16 protein-coding genes are annotated in these 16,471 nt (G+C 62.0%); 10 read left to right on the top strand and 6 right to left on the bottom strand.

The annotated features are described in order from the left end of the window. Positions 1-106 precede the first annotated feature (106 nt). Positions 107-559 (bottom strand): MarR family winged helix-turn-helix transcriptional regulator, encoded by a 453-nt coding sequence (locus B7H23_RS11910; RefSeq protein WP_206608896.1) that lies wholly within the window; start codon positions 557-559, stop codon positions 107-109. A 128-nt stretch (positions 560-687) separates the two neighbouring features. On the opposite strand from B7H23_RS11910, the gene hmgA reads away from it, so the two are divergent. From hmgA to B7H23_RS11875, 7 genes are all read left to right on the top strand, one after another. Continuing rightward, positions 688-2,049, top strand: a complete 1,362-nt coding sequence (gene hmgA / locus B7H23_RS11905) for a homogentisate 1,2-dioxygenase (RefSeq protein ID WP_094077778.1) — start codon at positions 688-690, stop codon at positions 2,047-2,049. A 42-nt stretch (positions 2,050-2,091) separates the two neighbouring features. Further along, on the top strand, positions 2,092-3,114 hold the full coding sequence (locus B7H23_RS11900; protein WP_094077589.1) for a fumarylacetoacetate hydrolase family protein: 1,023 nt from the start codon (positions 2,092-2,094) through the stop codon (positions 3,112-3,114). Between the two features lie 21 nt (positions 3,115-3,135). Further along, positions 3,136-4,086 (top strand): MBL fold metallo-hydrolase, encoded by a 951-nt coding sequence (locus B7H23_RS11895; RefSeq protein ID WP_094077588.1) that lies wholly within the window; start codon positions 3,136-3,138, stop codon positions 4,084-4,086. A 23-nt stretch (positions 4,087-4,109) separates the two neighbouring features. After that, the gene (locus B7H23_RS11890) at positions 4,110-5,735 is read left to right on the top strand and encodes an FAD-dependent oxidoreductase (RefSeq protein ID WP_094077587.1); all 1,626 of its coding nucleotides are present in this window, start codon (positions 4,110-4,112) and stop codon (positions 5,733-5,735) included. Between the two features lie 3 nt (positions 5,736-5,738). Beyond that, a complete protein-coding gene (locus B7H23_RS11885) occupies positions 5,739-5,945 on the top strand; it encodes a DUF2783 domain-containing protein (protein WP_094077586.1) in 207 nt (68 codons plus the stop codon). A 116-nt stretch (positions 5,946-6,061) separates the two neighbouring features. Then, positions 6,062-6,811 (top strand): TSUP family transporter, encoded by a 750-nt coding sequence (locus B7H23_RS11880; protein ID WP_206608905.1) that lies wholly within the window; start codon positions 6,062-6,064, stop codon positions 6,809-6,811. Positions 6,812-6,993: 182 nt separating this feature from the next. Next, positions 6,994-7,419, top strand: a complete 426-nt coding sequence (locus tag B7H23_RS11875; RefSeq protein WP_094077777.1) for a glyoxalase superfamily protein — start codon at positions 6,994-6,996, stop codon at positions 7,417-7,419. Between the two features lie 58 nt (positions 7,420-7,477). Here B7H23_RS11875 and B7H23_RS11870 read toward each other — a convergent pair whose 3' ends face one another. The 5 genes from B7H23_RS11870 to B7H23_RS11850 all read right to left on the bottom strand — a co-directional run bounded on the left by B7H23_RS11870 (position 7,478) and on the right by B7H23_RS11850 (position 12,661). After that, positions 7,478-8,242 carry an ABC transporter ATP-binding protein gene (locus B7H23_RS11870; protein ID WP_420814482.1) on the bottom strand — a complete coding sequence of 255 codons (765 nt, stop codon included), beginning with the start codon at positions 8,240-8,242 and terminating at the stop codon, positions 7,478-7,480. Further along, on the bottom strand, positions 8,239-9,009 hold the full coding sequence (locus B7H23_RS11865; RefSeq protein WP_094077775.1) for an ABC transporter ATP-binding protein: 771 nt from the start codon (positions 9,007-9,009) through the stop codon (positions 8,239-8,241). Before B7H23_RS11865 ends, B7H23_RS11870 begins: the two co-directional genes overlap by 4 nt. Before the next feature lie 4 nt (positions 9,010-9,013). After that, the gene (locus B7H23_RS11860; RefSeq protein WP_094077584.1) at positions 9,014-10,165 is read right to left on the bottom strand and encodes a branched-chain amino acid ABC transporter permease; all 1,152 of its coding nucleotides are present in this window, start codon (positions 10,163-10,165) and stop codon (positions 9,014-9,016) included. A 1-nt stretch (position 10,166) separates the two neighbouring features. Continuing rightward, complete coding sequence (locus B7H23_RS11855) at positions 10,167-11,192, bottom strand: branched-chain amino acid ABC transporter permease (RefSeq protein ID WP_094077583.1); 1,026 nt, start codon at positions 11,190-11,192, stop codon at positions 10,167-10,169. Positions 11,193-11,302: 110 nt separating this feature from the next. After that, a complete protein-coding gene (locus tag B7H23_RS11850) occupies positions 11,303-12,661 on the bottom strand; it encodes a substrate-binding protein (RefSeq protein ID WP_094077582.1) in 1,359 nt (452 codons plus the stop codon). A 299-nt stretch (positions 12,662-12,960) separates the two neighbouring features. Here B7H23_RS11850 and B7H23_RS11845 point away from each other — a divergent pair, with 299 nt between their 5' ends. The 3 genes from B7H23_RS11845 (at position 12,961) to cydB (ending at position 16,436) form a co-directional block, all read left to right on the top strand. Then, positions 12,961-13,878 carry a ChaN family lipoprotein gene (locus B7H23_RS11845; protein ID WP_206608895.1) on the top strand — a complete coding sequence of 306 codons (918 nt, stop codon included), beginning with the start codon at positions 12,961-12,963 and terminating at the stop codon, positions 13,876-13,878. A gap of 142 nt (positions 13,879-14,020) precedes the next feature. Beyond that, positions 14,021-15,436, top strand: a complete 1,416-nt coding sequence (locus B7H23_RS11840) for a cytochrome ubiquinol oxidase subunit I (RefSeq protein WP_094077580.1) — start codon at positions 14,021-14,023, stop codon at positions 15,434-15,436. After that, entirely contained in the window at positions 15,429-16,436 is a 1,008-nt protein-coding gene (gene cydB, locus B7H23_RS11835) for a cytochrome d ubiquinol oxidase subunit II (RefSeq protein WP_094077579.1), read from the top strand. Before B7H23_RS11840 ends, cydB begins: the two co-directional genes overlap by 8 nt. The last annotated feature ends 35 nt before the right edge of the window (positions 16,437-16,471 follow it).

The following is a 16,471-nucleotide window of genomic DNA, read 5'->3' as shown; positions in this document are numbered from 1 at the left end:
ATATGTTCTAGTCATGGTTGTTTTAGAGAGTCAAGCGGAGTCCACACCGGTGGATTTTCCGAAGCGGAAAGAATGGCTCACATGAGACGGGCGGAAGCCTTACCCGCTACTCCTTCGACGGCGGTAAATGGGCCAGCCGTTCGAGACTGCGGAGCAGGAGGGACCATTCCTCCGGCGTGAACTGGCGGGCGAGTTCGCGATTATAGGCTTCGGCGGCGGCGGTCAGATCGGCGCAAGCCGCCTGGCCTGCGGGAAGCAACGACAAGATTTCGCGGCGACGGTCTTTCGCCGATGCCGTCCGCTTCAGGAAGTGCTTACGTTCCAGCGCGCTGACGGCGCGTGAAATCTTGGTTTTGTGGATCTTCGCCATCGCGCCGATCTCGGACGCCGACAGATCGCCGTAGCGGCCGAGGTGGAACAGGACCCGCCATTCGGTGCGAAGCAGGCCATAGCGCTCCCGGTAAATGGCGCTGAAGCGCAGGCTGGTCTCTTCGGCTGCCAGATTCAGCAGATAAGGGAGAAATTCCCTCAGGTCGAAATGATCGTTCTTCTCCACCACTAACCCCTCGTTTGCCGCCCTCGCTGCGCTGCGCTGGCCATCATCCAGTACACGCCCGACCGATCTTTTGGCTTGATAGTTACAAAAGCAACCATTATTTGCCTGACGAAAGGTTGGAGGAGATCGTCATGAACAAGCAGACCAAGATCGAGGCGCTGACGCAGGCAGCGACGCCGTTCGGCACAACCGAAGGCTATATGCCGGGTTTTGGCAATGATTTCGAGACCGAAGCGCTGCCCGGCGCATTGCCACAGGGTATGAACAGCCCGCAGCGCTGCAATTACGGCCTCTATGGCGAGCAGTTGACGGGCACCGCCTTCACCGCGCCTAGCCACCAGAACGAGCGGACCTGGTGCTACCGCATCCGCCCCTCGGTGAAGCACACCCACCGCTTCAAGAAGATCGATCTTCCCTATTGGGTGAGCGCGCCGAATGTCGATCCCGACGTGATCTCGCTCGGCCAGTACCGCTGGGACGCCGTCCCGCACTCCGACGAGAAGCTGACCTGGCTGACCGGCATGCGCACCATGACGACGGCGGGCGACGTCAACACGCAGGTCGGCATGGCGAGCCATATCTATCTCGTCAACGAGTCCATGGTGGACGACTATTTCTATTCGGCGGATTCCGAATTGCTGGTCGTGCCTCAGCAGGGCCGTCTGCGCTTTTCGACCGAACTCGGTATCATCGATCTGGAGCCGCAGGAGATCGCCGTCATACCGCGCGGGCTCGTCTATCGGGTCGAGGTCATCGAAGAACCCGCTCGCGGTTTTGTCTGCGAGAATTACGGCCAGAAATTCGAACTGCCGGGCCGCGGGCCGATCGGCGCGAACTGCATGGCCAACCGCCGCGATTTCAAGACGCCGGTTGCGGCCTTCGAAGATCGCGATGCGCCGTCGACCGTGACGGTGAAATGGTGCGGGCAGTTCCACACCACCGAGATCGATCACAGCCCGCTCGATGTCGTGGCGTGGCACGGCAATTACGCGCCGGTGAAATACGATCTGAAGACTTATTGCCCGGTCGGCGCAATCCTTTTCGATCACCCAGATCCGTCGATCTTCACGGTCCTCACCGCGCCGTCCGGCGTGCCGGGCACGGCCAATATCGATTTCGTGCTGTTCCGCGAGCGCTGGATGGTGATGGAGGATACGTTCCGCCCGCCCTGGTATCACAAGAATGTGATGAGCGAGATGATGGGCAATATTTATGGCCAGTACGACGCCAAGCCGCAGGGTTTCGTGCCGGGCGGCACCAGCCTGCACAATATGATGCTGCCGCACGGGCCGGATCGCGAGGCGTTCGACAAGGCGTCCAACTCGGAGCTGAAGCCGGAAAAGCTCGACAACACGATGAGTTTCATGTTCGAAACGCGCTTCCCGCAGCATCTGACGGCCTTCGCTGCGAAGGAGGCGCCGCTTCAGGACGACTACATCGACTGCTGGAAGACCATCGAAAAGAAATTCGATGGAACGCCCGGACTGAAGTAAGCAACCGCGCCCTGACCCAAACCCGGCCGCTCTGGAGGATCGATGAAGCTCGCAACCCTGAAGGATTCCACGCGCGATGGACGGCTCGTCGTCGTTTCGCGCGATCTGACCCGCTGTTCGGAGGTACCGCATATTGCGCGGACCCTGCAGGACGCGCTCGACGACTGGGCCCATATCGGGCCGCGGCTCGAACGGGTGGCGGAAGGCCTGGAAACCGGCAGCCAGCCCAGCCAGCGCTTTCACGAGCATGAGGCGGCTTCGCCCCTGCCGCGCGCCTATCAGTGGGCGGACGGCTCGGCCTATGTCAATCATGTCGAACTGGTCCGCAAGGCGCGCAATGCCGAAATGCCGGAGAGCTTCTGGACCGATCCGCTCATGTATCAGGGCGGTTCGGATTCCTTCATCTGTCCGCGCGATCCAATCGTCTTTCCCTCGAAGGCGGTACCGGACTGGGGAATCGATTTCGAGGGCGAGGTCGCGGTCATCGTCGACGATGTGCCGCTCGGCGCCGACGAAGAGACCGCGCGCGAAGCGATCCGGCTCGTCATGCTCGTCAACGATGTGTCGCTGCGCGGGCTGATCCCGAACGAGTTGGGCAAGGGGTTCGGTTTCTTCCAGTCCAAGCCGTCCAGCGCCTTTTCGCCCGTTGCGGTGACGCCGGACGAGTTGGGCGATGCCTGGGACGGCGGCAAGCTGAGCCTGCCGCTTCTGGTCTCGCTCAACGGCAAACCGTTCGGCAAGGCCGACGCCGGCACCGACATGACGTTCGATTTCGGCAAGCTGATCGCCCATGCCGCGAAGACCCGGCCGCTCGCCGCCGGCGCGATCATCGGCTCGGGCACCGTCTCCAACAAGGGACCTGAGGGCGATCCCGGCAAGCCGGTTTCGGATGGCGGTGCCGGCTATTCGTGCCTCGCGGAAGTCCGCATGGTCGAGACCATCCAGAACGGCAAGCCACAGACCGATTTCATGGCGTTCGGCGACAAGGTCAGGATCGAGATGAAGGATGCGGACGGCCATTCCATCTTCGGCGCGATCGAGCAGACCGTCGAAGAGCAGGGCTGAGCCGGGAAGCAGGACAAAAATATGAGCAAGCAGTTCGCGTCCGCCGGCGACATGGCGGAGAAGAATGTCAGCTTCAGCCAGATCGGCGAGGGGCTTTACGCCTTTACCGCCGAGGGCGATCCGAATTCGGGCGTCATCATCGGCGACGAAAGCGTGATGATCGTCGAGGCGCAGGCGACGCCGCGTCTGGCGCGCAAGGTCATCGAATGCGTGCGCTCGGTAACGGACAAGCCGATCAGCCATGTCGTGCTGACGCATTACCATGCCGTGCGGGTGCTCGGCGCGTCGGCCTTCGATGCGCGCGAGATCATCATGAGCGACAAGGCGCGTTCGATGGTCGTGGAGCGCGGGCAGGAGGACTGGGACAGCGAATTCGACCGCTTTCCGCGTCTGTTTCAAGGCCATGAGGAAATTCCGGGCCTGACCTGGCCGACCCTCAGCTTCACCGGTTCGATGACCGTCTGGCTCGGCAATCGACGGGTCGACATCAAGCAGGTCGGCCGGGCGCACACCGCCGGTGACATCGTTATCCATGTGCCGGACGAGAATGTCATGTTCACCGGCGACATCGTGGAATATCATTCCGCCTGCTATTGCGGCGACGGCCACTTCGCCGACTGGCCGGTGACGCTGGAGGCGATCCGCGCCCACGATCTGGCCGCCATCGCCCCCGGTCGCGGCGATGCGCTGACCGGATCGGACATGGTGAACAAGGCGCTCGACAACACCGCCGATTTCGTCCGCTCGACCTACGATGCGGCGGCAAAGGTGGCGGCGAAGGGCGGCTCGCTGAAGGAGGCGATGGCCGCCGTCCGCACCGCCTGCGATCCGAAGTTCGGCGATTACGCCATTTACGAACACTGCCTGCCGTTCAATGTGGCCCGCGCCTATGACGAGGCGCGCGGCATCGAGCATCCACGCATCTGGACCGCTGCGCGCGACAAGGAGATGTGGTCGCAATTGCAGGGCTGAGGCCCTAGCCGGGAGGAGACGATATGCTTGAAGACCGCTACGCGCTGGCGCATCGGCTGTACCCCTATGCGCGGGTGGCCGACCAGGAAGCGGCTGCGCCAGCACACCATCAGGCCATCGTGATCGGCGGCGGTCCGGTCGGCATGGCGGCGGCGCTGGAGCTCGGCCTGAAGGGCATCGAGACCGTGGTTCTGGACGATCATGAAGGCGTCGGGCAGGGCAGCCGCGCCATCTGCTTTTCCAAGCGCTGCCTGGAAGTGGCGCATCGGCTGGGTGCCGCCGGGCCGATGATGGAAAAGGGCGTCGAATGGAGCCTTGGCCGGGTGTTCCATGGCGACCGCGAAGTGTTCGACTTCAACCTGCTGCCCGAAGAGGGGCACCGGTTTCCCGCCTTCATCAATCTGCAGCAGCCCTATTTCGAGAAATATCTCGTCGAGCGCATCCGCCAGGTTCAGAAAGAGGGTGTGTCGATCGACATTCGCGGCCGCAACAAGGTCATCGGGATCGATCATGAGGGTGATGAAGTCACGCTTCAGGTCGAAACGCCTGACGGTGAGTACCGCCTGACCGCCGACTGGGTGATCGTTGCCGATGGCGCCAGTTCGCCGACGCGCAACATGATGGGCCTCGGCTTCGAGGGCAAAGTCTTCGAAGACAATTTCCTGATCGCCGATGTGCGGATGAAGGCCGACTTTCCGGTCGAGCGGCGGTTCTGGTTCGAGCCGACCTTCAAGGGCTCGGGCGACTCCGCCTTGCTGCATAAGCAGCCAGACGGCGAGTGGCGGATCGATTTCCAGATCGGCTGGGACATCGACCGGAAAGAGGAACTGAAGGACGAGAATGTTCGCGCACGGCTGGACGCCATGCTCGGGCCGATGGGCATCGAGTACGAGGTGGTGTGGACCTCGATTTATACCTTCCAATGCCGGCGCATGGAGAAGTTTCGCCACGGCCATGTGATCTTCGTCGGCGACAGCGCCCATCAGGTCTCTCCCTTCGGCGCGCGCGGATGCAATAGCGGCATGCAGGACGTCGACAATCTGGGCTGGAAGCTGAAGCGGGTGATCGACGGGCAGTCGCCTGAAAGCCTGCTCGACACCTATGATGAAGAGCGGCTTGTCGCGACAGACGAGAACATTCTGAACTCCACGCGCGCGACCGATTTCATCACACCGAAATCGAAGATCAGCAAGATCTTCCGCAATGCGGTGCTTGACCTGTCCGAAGAGAACGACTTCGCCCGGCCCTTCGTCAATTCCGGGCGCCTGTCGGTGCCGGCGACACTCGACGGCTCTTCGCTGAATAGCGAGGACGGTTTGCCGGACGGGCCGGAACGCAGCCGCCCCGGCGCGGTCTGCCCCGACGCGCCGCTCGACGGCGATTTTCTGCTGGACCGGATCGGCGACCGCTTCGCTGTGCTGGCCATCGGGGTCGATGTGCCGGACTTCGAAGGCGATCTCGATGCCGACCGGCTGGTCTTCGCGAAGGGCACCATTCCGGTGCTCGATGAGCGGTATCTCGGCGAGGTGAAGCAGGGGGTCTATCTCATCCGTCCCGACCAGCACGTTGCTGCGCGGTGGGCCGACTGGAACATCAACGCCGTCCGCAAGGCTTTCGAACGGGCCATCGGCAAAGGGGCGGAGGGTTAGGCGATGGCTAAGTTGAACAGAAGCCGAAATATCACGGACGCGGACGATATTTATGCCTCACTGATCGCGGCCCATGAAGGGCTTTCCGACAAGGAAAGCGCGGCACTGAATGCGCGCCTGATTCTGACGCTGTTCAACCATATCGGCGATGCCGAGGTGATCGAGGAAGCGCTGGGCATCGCCAGGCTTTCGCCGCCAGTCGAATGGTGAAGGACGGGCAATGCCGGTCTGGTGCGTTCTCGTCTTCAGGACGCTATTCGGCGCCCTAGATGGAACGGTGGTGCCGTCTTCCGCACCGATGACCGACAAGCGGTTTCAGAAGGGGCATTCCAATCGATTGGGCCAGTGTTCTCGTCGTCTTCCTGGCTTTCGGGCTGGGCGGTATTCTGAAAGGCGCCACCGGCGCGGGTGCGCCGCTCGTGGCCGTGCCGCTTCTGGCGACGCTTTACGACGTGCCCTTCGCGGTCGCCGTGTTTGCCATTCCGAATGTCGTCTCCAATGTCTGGCAGGCATGGCGTTATCGCAGATCGCTCAGTGCGCCGCGTTTCGTGCTGGTCTTCGCCGGAACCGGGGCGATCGGCACGGTGTTCGGTACGATGATGCTGGCCAGCCTGCCGCCACAGGCTCTGCTGCTCACGGTGGCGCTCATCGTCTTTGCCTATGTCGGCTTCCGTCTTCTCCGCCCGGCCTGGCAGCTTTCATGGCGCGCCGCGCACCGCCTTGTCGTGCCGGTCGGCATCGTTTCGGGCGGCCTCTACGGCACAACCGGCGTGTCGGCCCCGGTCTCGCTGACCTTTCTGAATGCCCTTCGGCTGGACCGGCCGGATTTCGTCGCGACGATCTCGCTGTTCTTCACGACCATGGCGATCCCGCAATTGCCGCTGTTGGTCGCCTACGACATATTGACGCCATGGCGTGCCCTGCTTGGCGCCGGCACGCTGATCCCAATCTTTCTGTTCATGCCGCTCGGCGCATGGCTGGCCCGATACATCTCGCGCGAAGCCTTCGACCGCGCGATCCTGATCCTGCTGTCGCTCGTGGCGGTGAAAATTTTGGCCGATGTCGTGTTGAACTAGCGATCTTGCATACCGGCGATGTTTGTCCTACATCGCGATACGGCTCCAGGCGCCAGCCGCTCGCAGACATTTGTCATGGTGAAGTCCTGGTTTGTAACTGCTGATTTTCCCGATGCATTTCGCGAGGATGGCAATGCGAGCGACCCTCCCGAACAGGCGAGATGCTGTTTGAGGAAATCGCGATGAAACCTTCAATATCGGTCGAGGCTGCAAAGCGCTCAGCCAAAACACTACGCGCCGATCTTCAAAAAGACGGCAAGTCAATTTCACACGGCAAGGCGCTCGAACTGGTCGCCCACCAATTCGGCTATGCCGACTGGAACACCTTGCACGCCGCCATAGGAAATCGACCAACCGCAGACTGGACTGTCGGCGCTCGGGTTGGTGGCCGGTATCTCGGTCACAATTTCGATGCCGAGGTCATCAGCGTCAGAAAAGTCGGCGAGGGCTGGTATCGGCTTGTGCTCGATTTGGACGAGCCGGTCGATGTCGTGACGTTCGACAGTTTTTCTGCCTACCGGAAACGGATCGCCGGTACGATCGGGCCGAACGGAACGACACTTGAAAAGACATCGGATGGCCAGCCACATCTTGTCCTTGGCCGTTGATGTCCAGGGCGCCATGTGAAACGGCGGCCCCGGCGCGTACCGGGGCCGCTTTCAGCCCTTAGATGGCCAGGTAGTCGTGGCGGAGCTGCTCATTGTCGAGCACTTCCTGCGCCGATCCCTCATAGACGATCTCGCCCGTATCCATGATGACGGCGCGGTCGGACAGGCGCAGCGCGGCCACCGCGTTCTGTTCCACGATGATGGTTGTGATGCCGATGTCGCGGATCTGTCGGACGATGCCCTCGATCTCCTGGACGATGACGGGCGCGAGGCCCTCATAGGGCTCGTCGAGAAACAGCACCTTGATGTCGCGGGCCAGTGCGCGGGCCACGGCCAGCATCTGCTGTTCGCCGCCGCTCATGGTCGTCGCTTCCTGCTTGCGCCGTTCGGCAAGACGGGGGAAGTGGCTGTAGACCTCGTCGAGATCCCAGCCGACTTCGCCGGAGACCTGGGCCAGAACGAGATTTTCCTCCACGGTCAGCCCGCCGATGATGCGCCGATCCTCCGGCACGAGCTGAATGCCGGACTGGGCGGCCTGATGGGCCTTCCTCTCATGCAACGGTTCGCCATCCAGCCAGATTTCGCCGCTGCGCAGTTGCGGATTGTCGAGCCGGGCGAGCGTGCGCAGCGTGGTGGTCTTGCCGGCGCCGTTGCGGCCGAGCAGCGACAGAACCTCGCCTTTCTTCAGATCGAAGGAGATGCCCTGAACGATGTAGCTTTCGCCGTAATAGGCGTGAATGTCGCGGACGGAGAAGAACTGGTTTTCGCCCTCGCTCATCGTATGCGCTCCCTCAAGCTCCTTGGGATCGGCCGTGACATTCATTGCTGGCTCTCCCCAAGATAGGCTTCCTTAACCTTCGGACTGTTGCGCACCTCGTCGGGCGTTCCCTCGGCGATAATGCGACCCTGCGCCAGAACCGAAATGCGGTCGGCGAGCGAGAACACCACATGCATGTCGTGTTCGATGATGACCTTGGTCATGCCGCGATCCTTCAGCGTCTTCAAAAGGTCGATCGTGGTGTTGGTGTCGTGCCGGCTCATGCCCGCCGTCGGCTCGTCCAGCAGCAGAAGGCGCGGGCTCTGGATCAGCGACATCGCCATTTCCAGCCGCCGCTTGTCGCCGCGGGAGAGCGACGCGGCATCCGTGTGGCGCTTGGCGTAAAGGCCGACCTCCTCAAGATGGCTTTCGGCTTTTTCGCGAATTTCGCCCTCAGCGGACAGTGCGCGGATCGGATTGAACTTGAACGCGCCGTCGCGCCGCGCGAAGGCCGGGATCATCACGTTTTCCAGAAGGGACAGATCGGCAAAGATCTCCGGGGTCTGGAAAACACGGCTGACGCCGAGCTGATTGATCTCGTGCGGCGTGATCTCGTCCAGTACCGTGCCGTCGAAGATCACGTGGCCGGTATCGGGCGGAATGCGGCCGATGCAAACATTGAGGAGCGTGCTCTTGCCCGCGCCGTTCGGGCCAATGATCGCATGAACCGTGCCCTCCTTGACCGAAAGGTCGACATCGGTGAGGGCCTTCAGCCCGCCGAAGCTCTTGTTCACATCGGCGACGTGCAGAACGACATTGTTGTTCGTATCCATCAGATCACTCCGCCGCCACGACGCTGCCTTCGGCGGCGTCATCCTGGGTTTTCTTTTTGGAGAACAGCGCCCTGATCCGGGCGATGCCCTCCATGATGCCGCCGGGCAGGAAGATGACGACGATCATGAAGACCAGACCGAGCGTCAGGAACCAGCCCTCGCCCACGAACAGGGCGGAGAACTCGACCGCGAAATGCCGCAGACCTTCCGGCAGGAAGTCGAAGGTCGCGTTCAGAATGTTCTCGTTGAAGGCGGAGAAGATGTTCTCGAAATATTTGATCAGCGTGGCGCCGATCACCGGGCCGACCAGCGTGCCGACGCCGCCGAGAATGGTCATCAGCACGACCTCGCCCGACGCCGTCCACTGCATCCGCTCGGCACCGGCCAACGGATCGGTGGCGACCATCAGCGCGCCGGCAAGGCCGGCATAAAGGCCGGAAATGACGAAGGCGGCGAGCAGATATGGCTTGGGGTTGAAGCCGGTATATTTCATGCGCGTCTGGTTGGATTTGATCGCCCGCAGCATCATGCCGAAGGGCGAGCGGAAGATGCGGATCGACAGATAGAAGCAAATGATCAGGATCACCGCGCAGAAGTAGAAGCCGGGCATGCCGCCGCCGGAAATATCGATGCCGAAGAAGCTGGTGCGTGGCAGACCGATGCTCTGCGATGCGCCAAGGGCGTTGTCGAGATAGCGCGGATCGCTCAGTTCGAGCTGCAGGCCCGTTTCGCCATTGGTGATGGGCGTCAGCACCGAATAGGCGACATTGTACATCATCTGCGCGAAGGCGAGCGTCAGAATGGAGAAGTAGATACCCGAACGGCGCAGGCTGATATAGCCGATGATGAGCGCGAACAGGCCGGCGCAGATCAGCGCGAAGACCGTCGACAGCACCACGTTCATGCTGAACAGCTTGAACATCCAGACGCCGGCATAGGAGCCGACGCCCAGAAAGGCGGCGTGGCCGAAGGAGAGATAGCCCGTCAGGCCGAACAGGATGTTGAAGCCGATGGCGAAGATCGCGAAGATGCAGAACTTCTCCATGATGGCCGGATAGCCGGCGCCGAGCGGGGCGAGCCAGATCGGCGCGGCCAGAACCAGGACGGTGAAGCCGGCGATCAGCAGCCAGTCGTTGCGAGAAAGATTGCCGAACATGTCAGTCCTCCATGACGCCTCTGCGCCCCATCAGTCCGCGTGGCAGGGTCAGCAGGATCAGCACGGCGACGAGATAGATGATGATCTGATCGATGCCCGGGAAAATCGATTTCACCTCGGTCATCGATGCGAAGGACTGGAGGATGCCCAGAAGGAACCCCGCCAGAACGGCGCCGCCGAGCGAGCCCATGCCGCCAACCACGACGACGACGAAGGACAGCACCAGAAAGTCCATGCCCATATGGTAGTCGGGCGGCAGTATCGGCGTGTACATCACGCCGGCAAGGCCTGCGACGACCGCAGCGATACCGAACACCACCGTGAAGCGCTTTTCGATATCGATGCCCAGCAGGCCGACCGTTTCGCGGTCGCGCATGCCGGCGCGCACCACCATGCCGTAGGTGGTGAACTGGAGAAAAGCGAAGACCGCCGCGATGCACAAAAGCGAGAAGACGAAATAGATCAGCCGCCACCAGGGATAGGCGATGATGCCGTCGAGCCCCAGCATGGCGCCGATATCGGCGCTGCCGTTGACGACGTCCGGCGCGGCCTGGGGGATCGGATTGGCGCCGAAGAAATGCTTGATGATTTCCTGCAGGACGATGGCGAGACCGAAGGTGACGAGGATCTGATCGGCATGGGGGCGGCTGTAGAAATGGCGGATCAGGCCGCGTTCCATGATCACGCCGATGATGAGCATGATCGGAATGGCGAGAATGATCGAGATCGGCACCGAATAGTCGACCAGAAAAGCGCCGAAATCGCCGAGCAGCGACTGGATGTAGGGCTCGCGGATTTCCATGGGCGTGCCCCATGGCGTCGTCTGGGTCTCGTCGATCGTGACCGTCTCGACATTGAGGAGGCGGTCGAAGACCACGGCGCAGAACGCGCCCATCATGAACAGCGCGCCATGGGCGAAGTTGACGACCCCCAGCGTGCCGAAGACGAGCGTCAGACCGAGGGCGATCAGCGCGTAGGCGCCACCCTTGTCGAGCCCGTTCAGAAGTTGAAGAAGAAGCGCGTCCATTGCTCCAGATCCCCCGATACATGCAGCGTTCGCGGCCGGCTGTCCGCGGATAGGGATGGGACCGGCCGTATTGGATACGGTCGGTCCCGGTTGTCCCTAACGATTCGCGGTCAGCACTGTTTCGCGTCTGCCGGTCCGAGGTCTCCGCCGAAGATGGACGGATCGTAGGTCACTTCGTCGCGCGGGACGATCTTGCGGATTTCGAGCAGGTCGAACTTGTCCTTCGGATCGTCCTTGCCCTGCACCACGAGCACATCCTTGAAGCACTGGTGGTCCTCGGCGCGGTAAAGCGTCGGGCCGTTGCCGAGACCATCGTGCTCGTAGCCTTCCAGCGCCGCGATCACTTCGGGAGCGTAGAAGGTGCCGGCGCGTTCGCAGGCATCGGCATAGAGGATGGTCTGGGCGAAGGCGGTCTGCGCGGCCTGGCTCGGCGGCTGGCCGTACTTCTTGCCGAAGGCCTGGGTGAAGGCTTTCGTGCCGGCATTGTTCAGCTTCCAGTCCCAGTTGGCGGTGCCGAGAATGCCCTTGATCGCGCTGCCCGCGCCCTGGGCCATCAGCTCGGAGAAGAGCGGAACGACGACCTGGAAATCCTTGCCGTTGACCTGCTTCTCACGCAGGCCGAACTGCACGGCCTGGGTCAGCGAGTTCACCATGTCCTTGCCGTAATGGTTCAGGACCAGAACGTCGGCGCCGGAATTGAGCACCGGGGTGATGTACTGGCTGAAATCGCCCGCGCCGAGCGGCGTGCGAACGGCCTGGGCCGTTTGCCAGCCCTGTTTTTCGGTAGCGTTCTTGATCGACTCTTCCTGGGTCCAGCCCCAGGTGTAGTCGGCTGTCAGATGGTAGGCCGTGCGCTCCTTGCCATATTCCTCGGCAAGCACCGAACCCAGCGCCTCACCGGACATGTAGGCGTTGAAGAAGTGGCGGAAGCCGTAGCGCTTCTTGTCCTTGCCCGTCGTGTCGTTGGAGTGGGTGAGAGCAGCCATGAAGATGACGCCGCGCTCCTGGCACAGCGACTGCACCGCGATGGCCACGCCCGAGGACGAACCACCGGTGATCATGATCGCGCCGCCATCCTCGATCATCTTCTGGGCCGAAGCACGCGCGGCGTCGGACTTGGTCTGCGTGTCACCGGTCACATAGGTGACCTTCTTGCCCAGAATGCCGTTGCCCTTCAGGTTCCCGGCGCCGGAGAAGGCGGAGATGGCGTCGGCATCGCTATCGCCATTGAGAATGTCGACCGCCATCTGATAGGCGCGCAATTCGTCCGCGCCTTCGTCCGCATAAGGGCCGGACTGCGGCACGTTGAAGCCGAGCACGACCTCGCTGCCCGTCGGCATGTTGCAAGACATCTTATCCTGCGCGTAGGCGCCCTTGACGAAATGAAGCGGCGCGCCGAGCGCAACGCCAGTGGCCGCGCCAGCCTTCAAAAGGCGACGGCGCGATAGAGTCAGCTTGGACATTCTCATCCTCCCAGAGTTTTGTCCTACGGTCCTCCCGAGACCGTTGGTCGGGAGACCCTATGAGGGGCGAGGCCGCTTTTGAAGCAAAGAAGGCAAAACTACGGCGAAGGTATTATGTGCAACGCAATATCTGTGCCGTATCGACGGTTGCGCTGCAGCAGATATGGCCACGGCAGCCACTATTCCGCACCGCTTCGTTCCAGAGGTCGTTGGCCGGCGTTCTCCTTCGATTCATCTCCTCTATGTTCCGTCGGATGGTTCGCAATGGGGTTGTTTCGATGAAACGGAGTGTTTTCAGATCGTTTATGGGTCTTCTCGGACTCGTTTCCGGTCTCGTCATCAGTCCGGTTGTGGCTTCGGACGTCGTGAAGAACGACAGTGGCGGCGGACGAATCGTCGATGCGGCAGGCGACCCGCTCACTTTTGAAGCGCTGCTCGATATGGCGGCCTCGAAGACCTTCGTCCTGATAGGCGAGATTCACCCCGCCGCTGCGCATCACGCTTTTCAGGCAGAGGTCATCGAAGGGCTGGTTCGGCGAAACCGCCGCCCCGCCATTGTGCTCGAAATGCTGCCGCCGGCCGCGCAACCCGAACTGGATCGCTGGATCGCGGGCGACATTGCGGCGCAAGCTCTTGGTGAAGCGCTGGAATGGTCCGAACGGGGTTGGCCCCATTTCGAGATGTACCGGCCAATTTTCGAAGCGGCCCGCCAATACGAACTGCCAATGGTGGCGGCGGCCATGGAGCGATCCGAAATCATGGCGCTCGGCCGGGACGGCGCAGAGGCCGTTGAGCCAATGCGGCGCGGCCAGCTTATGCTCGACCGGCCGCTGGAAGGTCCAGGTTTCGACGTTCTGCGCCGGACCATTGTCGACAGCCATTGCGGCATGGTCGAGGAGAATGCCGCCGGCCCGATGGTGCTGATCCAGCGCGCCCGGGACGGAGCGATGGCGCAGGCCATGATGGAAAGCGGGCCCGATGGCGCGGTTCTGATCGCCGGAACCGGGCATGTGCGCCGTGATCATGGCGTGCCGCGTCTCCTGCCGTCCGGACGCACTTTTGCCATCGGGCAGTTCGAAACCGGAGCCTTTCCCGCCGATGACAGCGCGGTCTTTGATGCGTTTCATCTGACCGAGCCGGTCGATCGGGGCGATCCGTGCGAAGGCATCCGCGAACGAATGAAGCGCTCTTCTAACGCTGCGGAAGGTAGCGGTTCGAAATAAAATCGTTTGAAGTCGGAACCGCAGTCGAAGAAAATATTGAACCTTTATCCGCCCTGCCCAATCTAGCAGTCGGGAGGCTATGCGGTGTCGCGGTGGACGGCTGTTTCGGCCGTGCGGCATCCAAGCAAATGCGGAGAAGCCGATGTTCGATGGATTCGACGCCACGTTTTTGGCGCGCCTGCAATTCGCCTTCACCGTTTCCTTTCATATCATCTTTCCCGCGTTCTCCATCGGGCTCGCCAGCTATCTCACCGTCCTGAACGGCCTCCACCTTGTCACCCGCAAGCCGGTCTATCTTTCCCTGTTCGACTACTGGAAAACGATCTTCGCCGTCGCCTTCGGCATGGGCGTCGTCTCCGGCATCACCATGAGCTACCAGTTCGGCACGAACTGGAGCGTCTTTTCGGACAAGACCGGTCCGATCCTCGGACCGCTGATGGGCTATGAGGTGCTGACGGCTTTCTTCCTGGAAGCCGGTTTTCTGGGGGTGATGCTGTTCGGCCGCGAGCGGGTCGGCGAGAAGCTGCATTTCTTCGCCACCGCCATGGTCGGCATCGGCACGCTGATCTCTGCCACCTGGATTTTGTCGGTCAACAGCTGGATGCAGACGCCGGCGGGCTATTCCATCAACGAGGTCGGGCAGTTCGTGCCGGAGGACTGGTGGGCCATCGTCTTCAACCCATCCTTTCCCTACCGGCTCGTTCACATGGTGCTGGCGGCCTATCTGACGACGGCGCTGGTCGTCGGCGGTGTCGGGGCGTTGCACCTCTTGCGCCGCGATGTCGATACGCCCGGCGCGAAAACCATGTTCTCAATGGCGATGTGGATGGCGGTAATCGTCGCGCCGATCCAGATTTTCGCTGGCGACCTGCACGGGCTGAACACGCTGGAGCATCAGCCGGCCAAGATCGCCGCGATGGAGGGCCACTACGAGGATCATCCCGACGGCGCGCCGCTGATCCTGTTCGGCCTGCCGGACGATGAGGAAGAGACGGTTCATTACCGCATCGAGATCCCCAAACTCTCATCCTACATTCTCACCCATGAATGGGACGGGGCGCTTCGCGGGCTGAAAAGCTGGCCGAAGGACGAGCGGCCGCCGGCGGAACTCATTTTCTGGACCTTCCGCATCATGGTCGCCATCGGTTTCGCCATGCTCGCTCTCGGGCTGTGGAGTCTCTGGGCGCGCTGGCGCGGCCATCTCTACGAGGCGCCATGGCTGCATCGCGCGGCGATTTTCATGGCGCCAATGGGGTTTGTCGCCGTTCTTTGCGGGTGGATCACAACGGAGGTCGGCCGCCAGCCCTATACCGTTTACGGCCTGCTGCGAACGGCCGAGTCCGCATCGCCACTGGACGCCCCGGCGGTGGGCACCTCACTGCTTGCCTTCATCGTCATCTACACGGCCATTTTCGGCGCCGGCACCTATTACATCATGCGGTTGATGAACCGTCCCGCGCTCGCCATCGGCGGCCCTGTCGACCAGGACGGCCCGCTGCGGTCCGGCGGCATCATGCCGGGGCCAAGTCACAAGAAGGATGCGACCGGCAATGTTTGAGCTCGATCTGGCCTTCATCTGGGCGGCGCTGATCGCCTTCGCCGTTCTCGCCTATGTTATTCTGGACGGGTTCGATCTAGGCGTCGGCATCCTGTTTCCCTTCTTCCCGGCGGGCGAGCAGCGCGACCTGATGATGAATTCCGTGGCGCCCGTCTGGGACGGCAACGAAACCTGGCTGGTGCTTGGTGGCGGCGGATTGATGGCCGTCTTTCCGCTGGTCTACGCCACGGTGCTGCCGGCCCTTTACGTGCCGATCATCGCCATGCTGCTCGGCTTGGTCTTTCGCGGCGTCGCCTTCGAATATCGCTGGCGCACCCATCGCGGTCGTTGGATCTGGGACTGGGCCTTCTTTCTCGGCAGCGTGGTCGCAGCGTTCGCGCAGGGCATCGCCCTCGGTGCGCTCGTGCAGGGCATCGCCATCGAGAACCGCGAATATGCCGGTGGCTGGTGGGACTGGCTGACACTCTTCTCGATCGTGACCGGCACCGCTCTGGTGGTCGGTTACGCGCTTCTCGGCGCGACCTGGCTCAACATGAAAACCACCGATCCCGTCCGCAAGCGGGCGCGCGGTTTTGCCTGGGCGACCATGATCGGCACATTGGCGCTGATCGGCCTCGTCAGCCTCTGGACGCCCTTCATCGATGCCATCTATTTCGAGCGCTGGTTCCGCTTCCCGACGATCATCTTCTCGATCATCGTGCCGCTGGCCATTCTCGGCTGCGTCTGGGCCATGTGGCAGGGGCTGAAACAGGAGCGTGACGCCTGGCCATTCCTCGCCGCGCTCGGCATTTTCATCCTCTGCTATGTCGGTATCGGCATCAGCTTCTACCCCTATATCGTGCCGGGATCGCTGACGATCTGGGAAGCCGCCGCGCCGGAAAGCTCGCTGAAATTCCTGCTCGTCGGCGCAGTCGTCCTCATACCGATGATCCTTGCCTATACGGCCTATGCCTATTGGGTGTTTCGCGGCAAGGTCGATCCGGAAAGCGGCTACCATTGAGCGGGGTCGGCAAACCAAGATCCAAGGGCGGAATG

The sequence above is a fragment of the Notoacmeibacter marinus genome (assembly GCF_002238045.1).
GTDB classification, from domain to species: domain Bacteria; phylum Pseudomonadota; class Alphaproteobacteria; order Rhizobiales; family Rhizobiaceae; genus Notoacmeibacter; species Notoacmeibacter marinus.
This window is presented reverse-complemented; position numbering and strand designations above follow the sequence as displayed.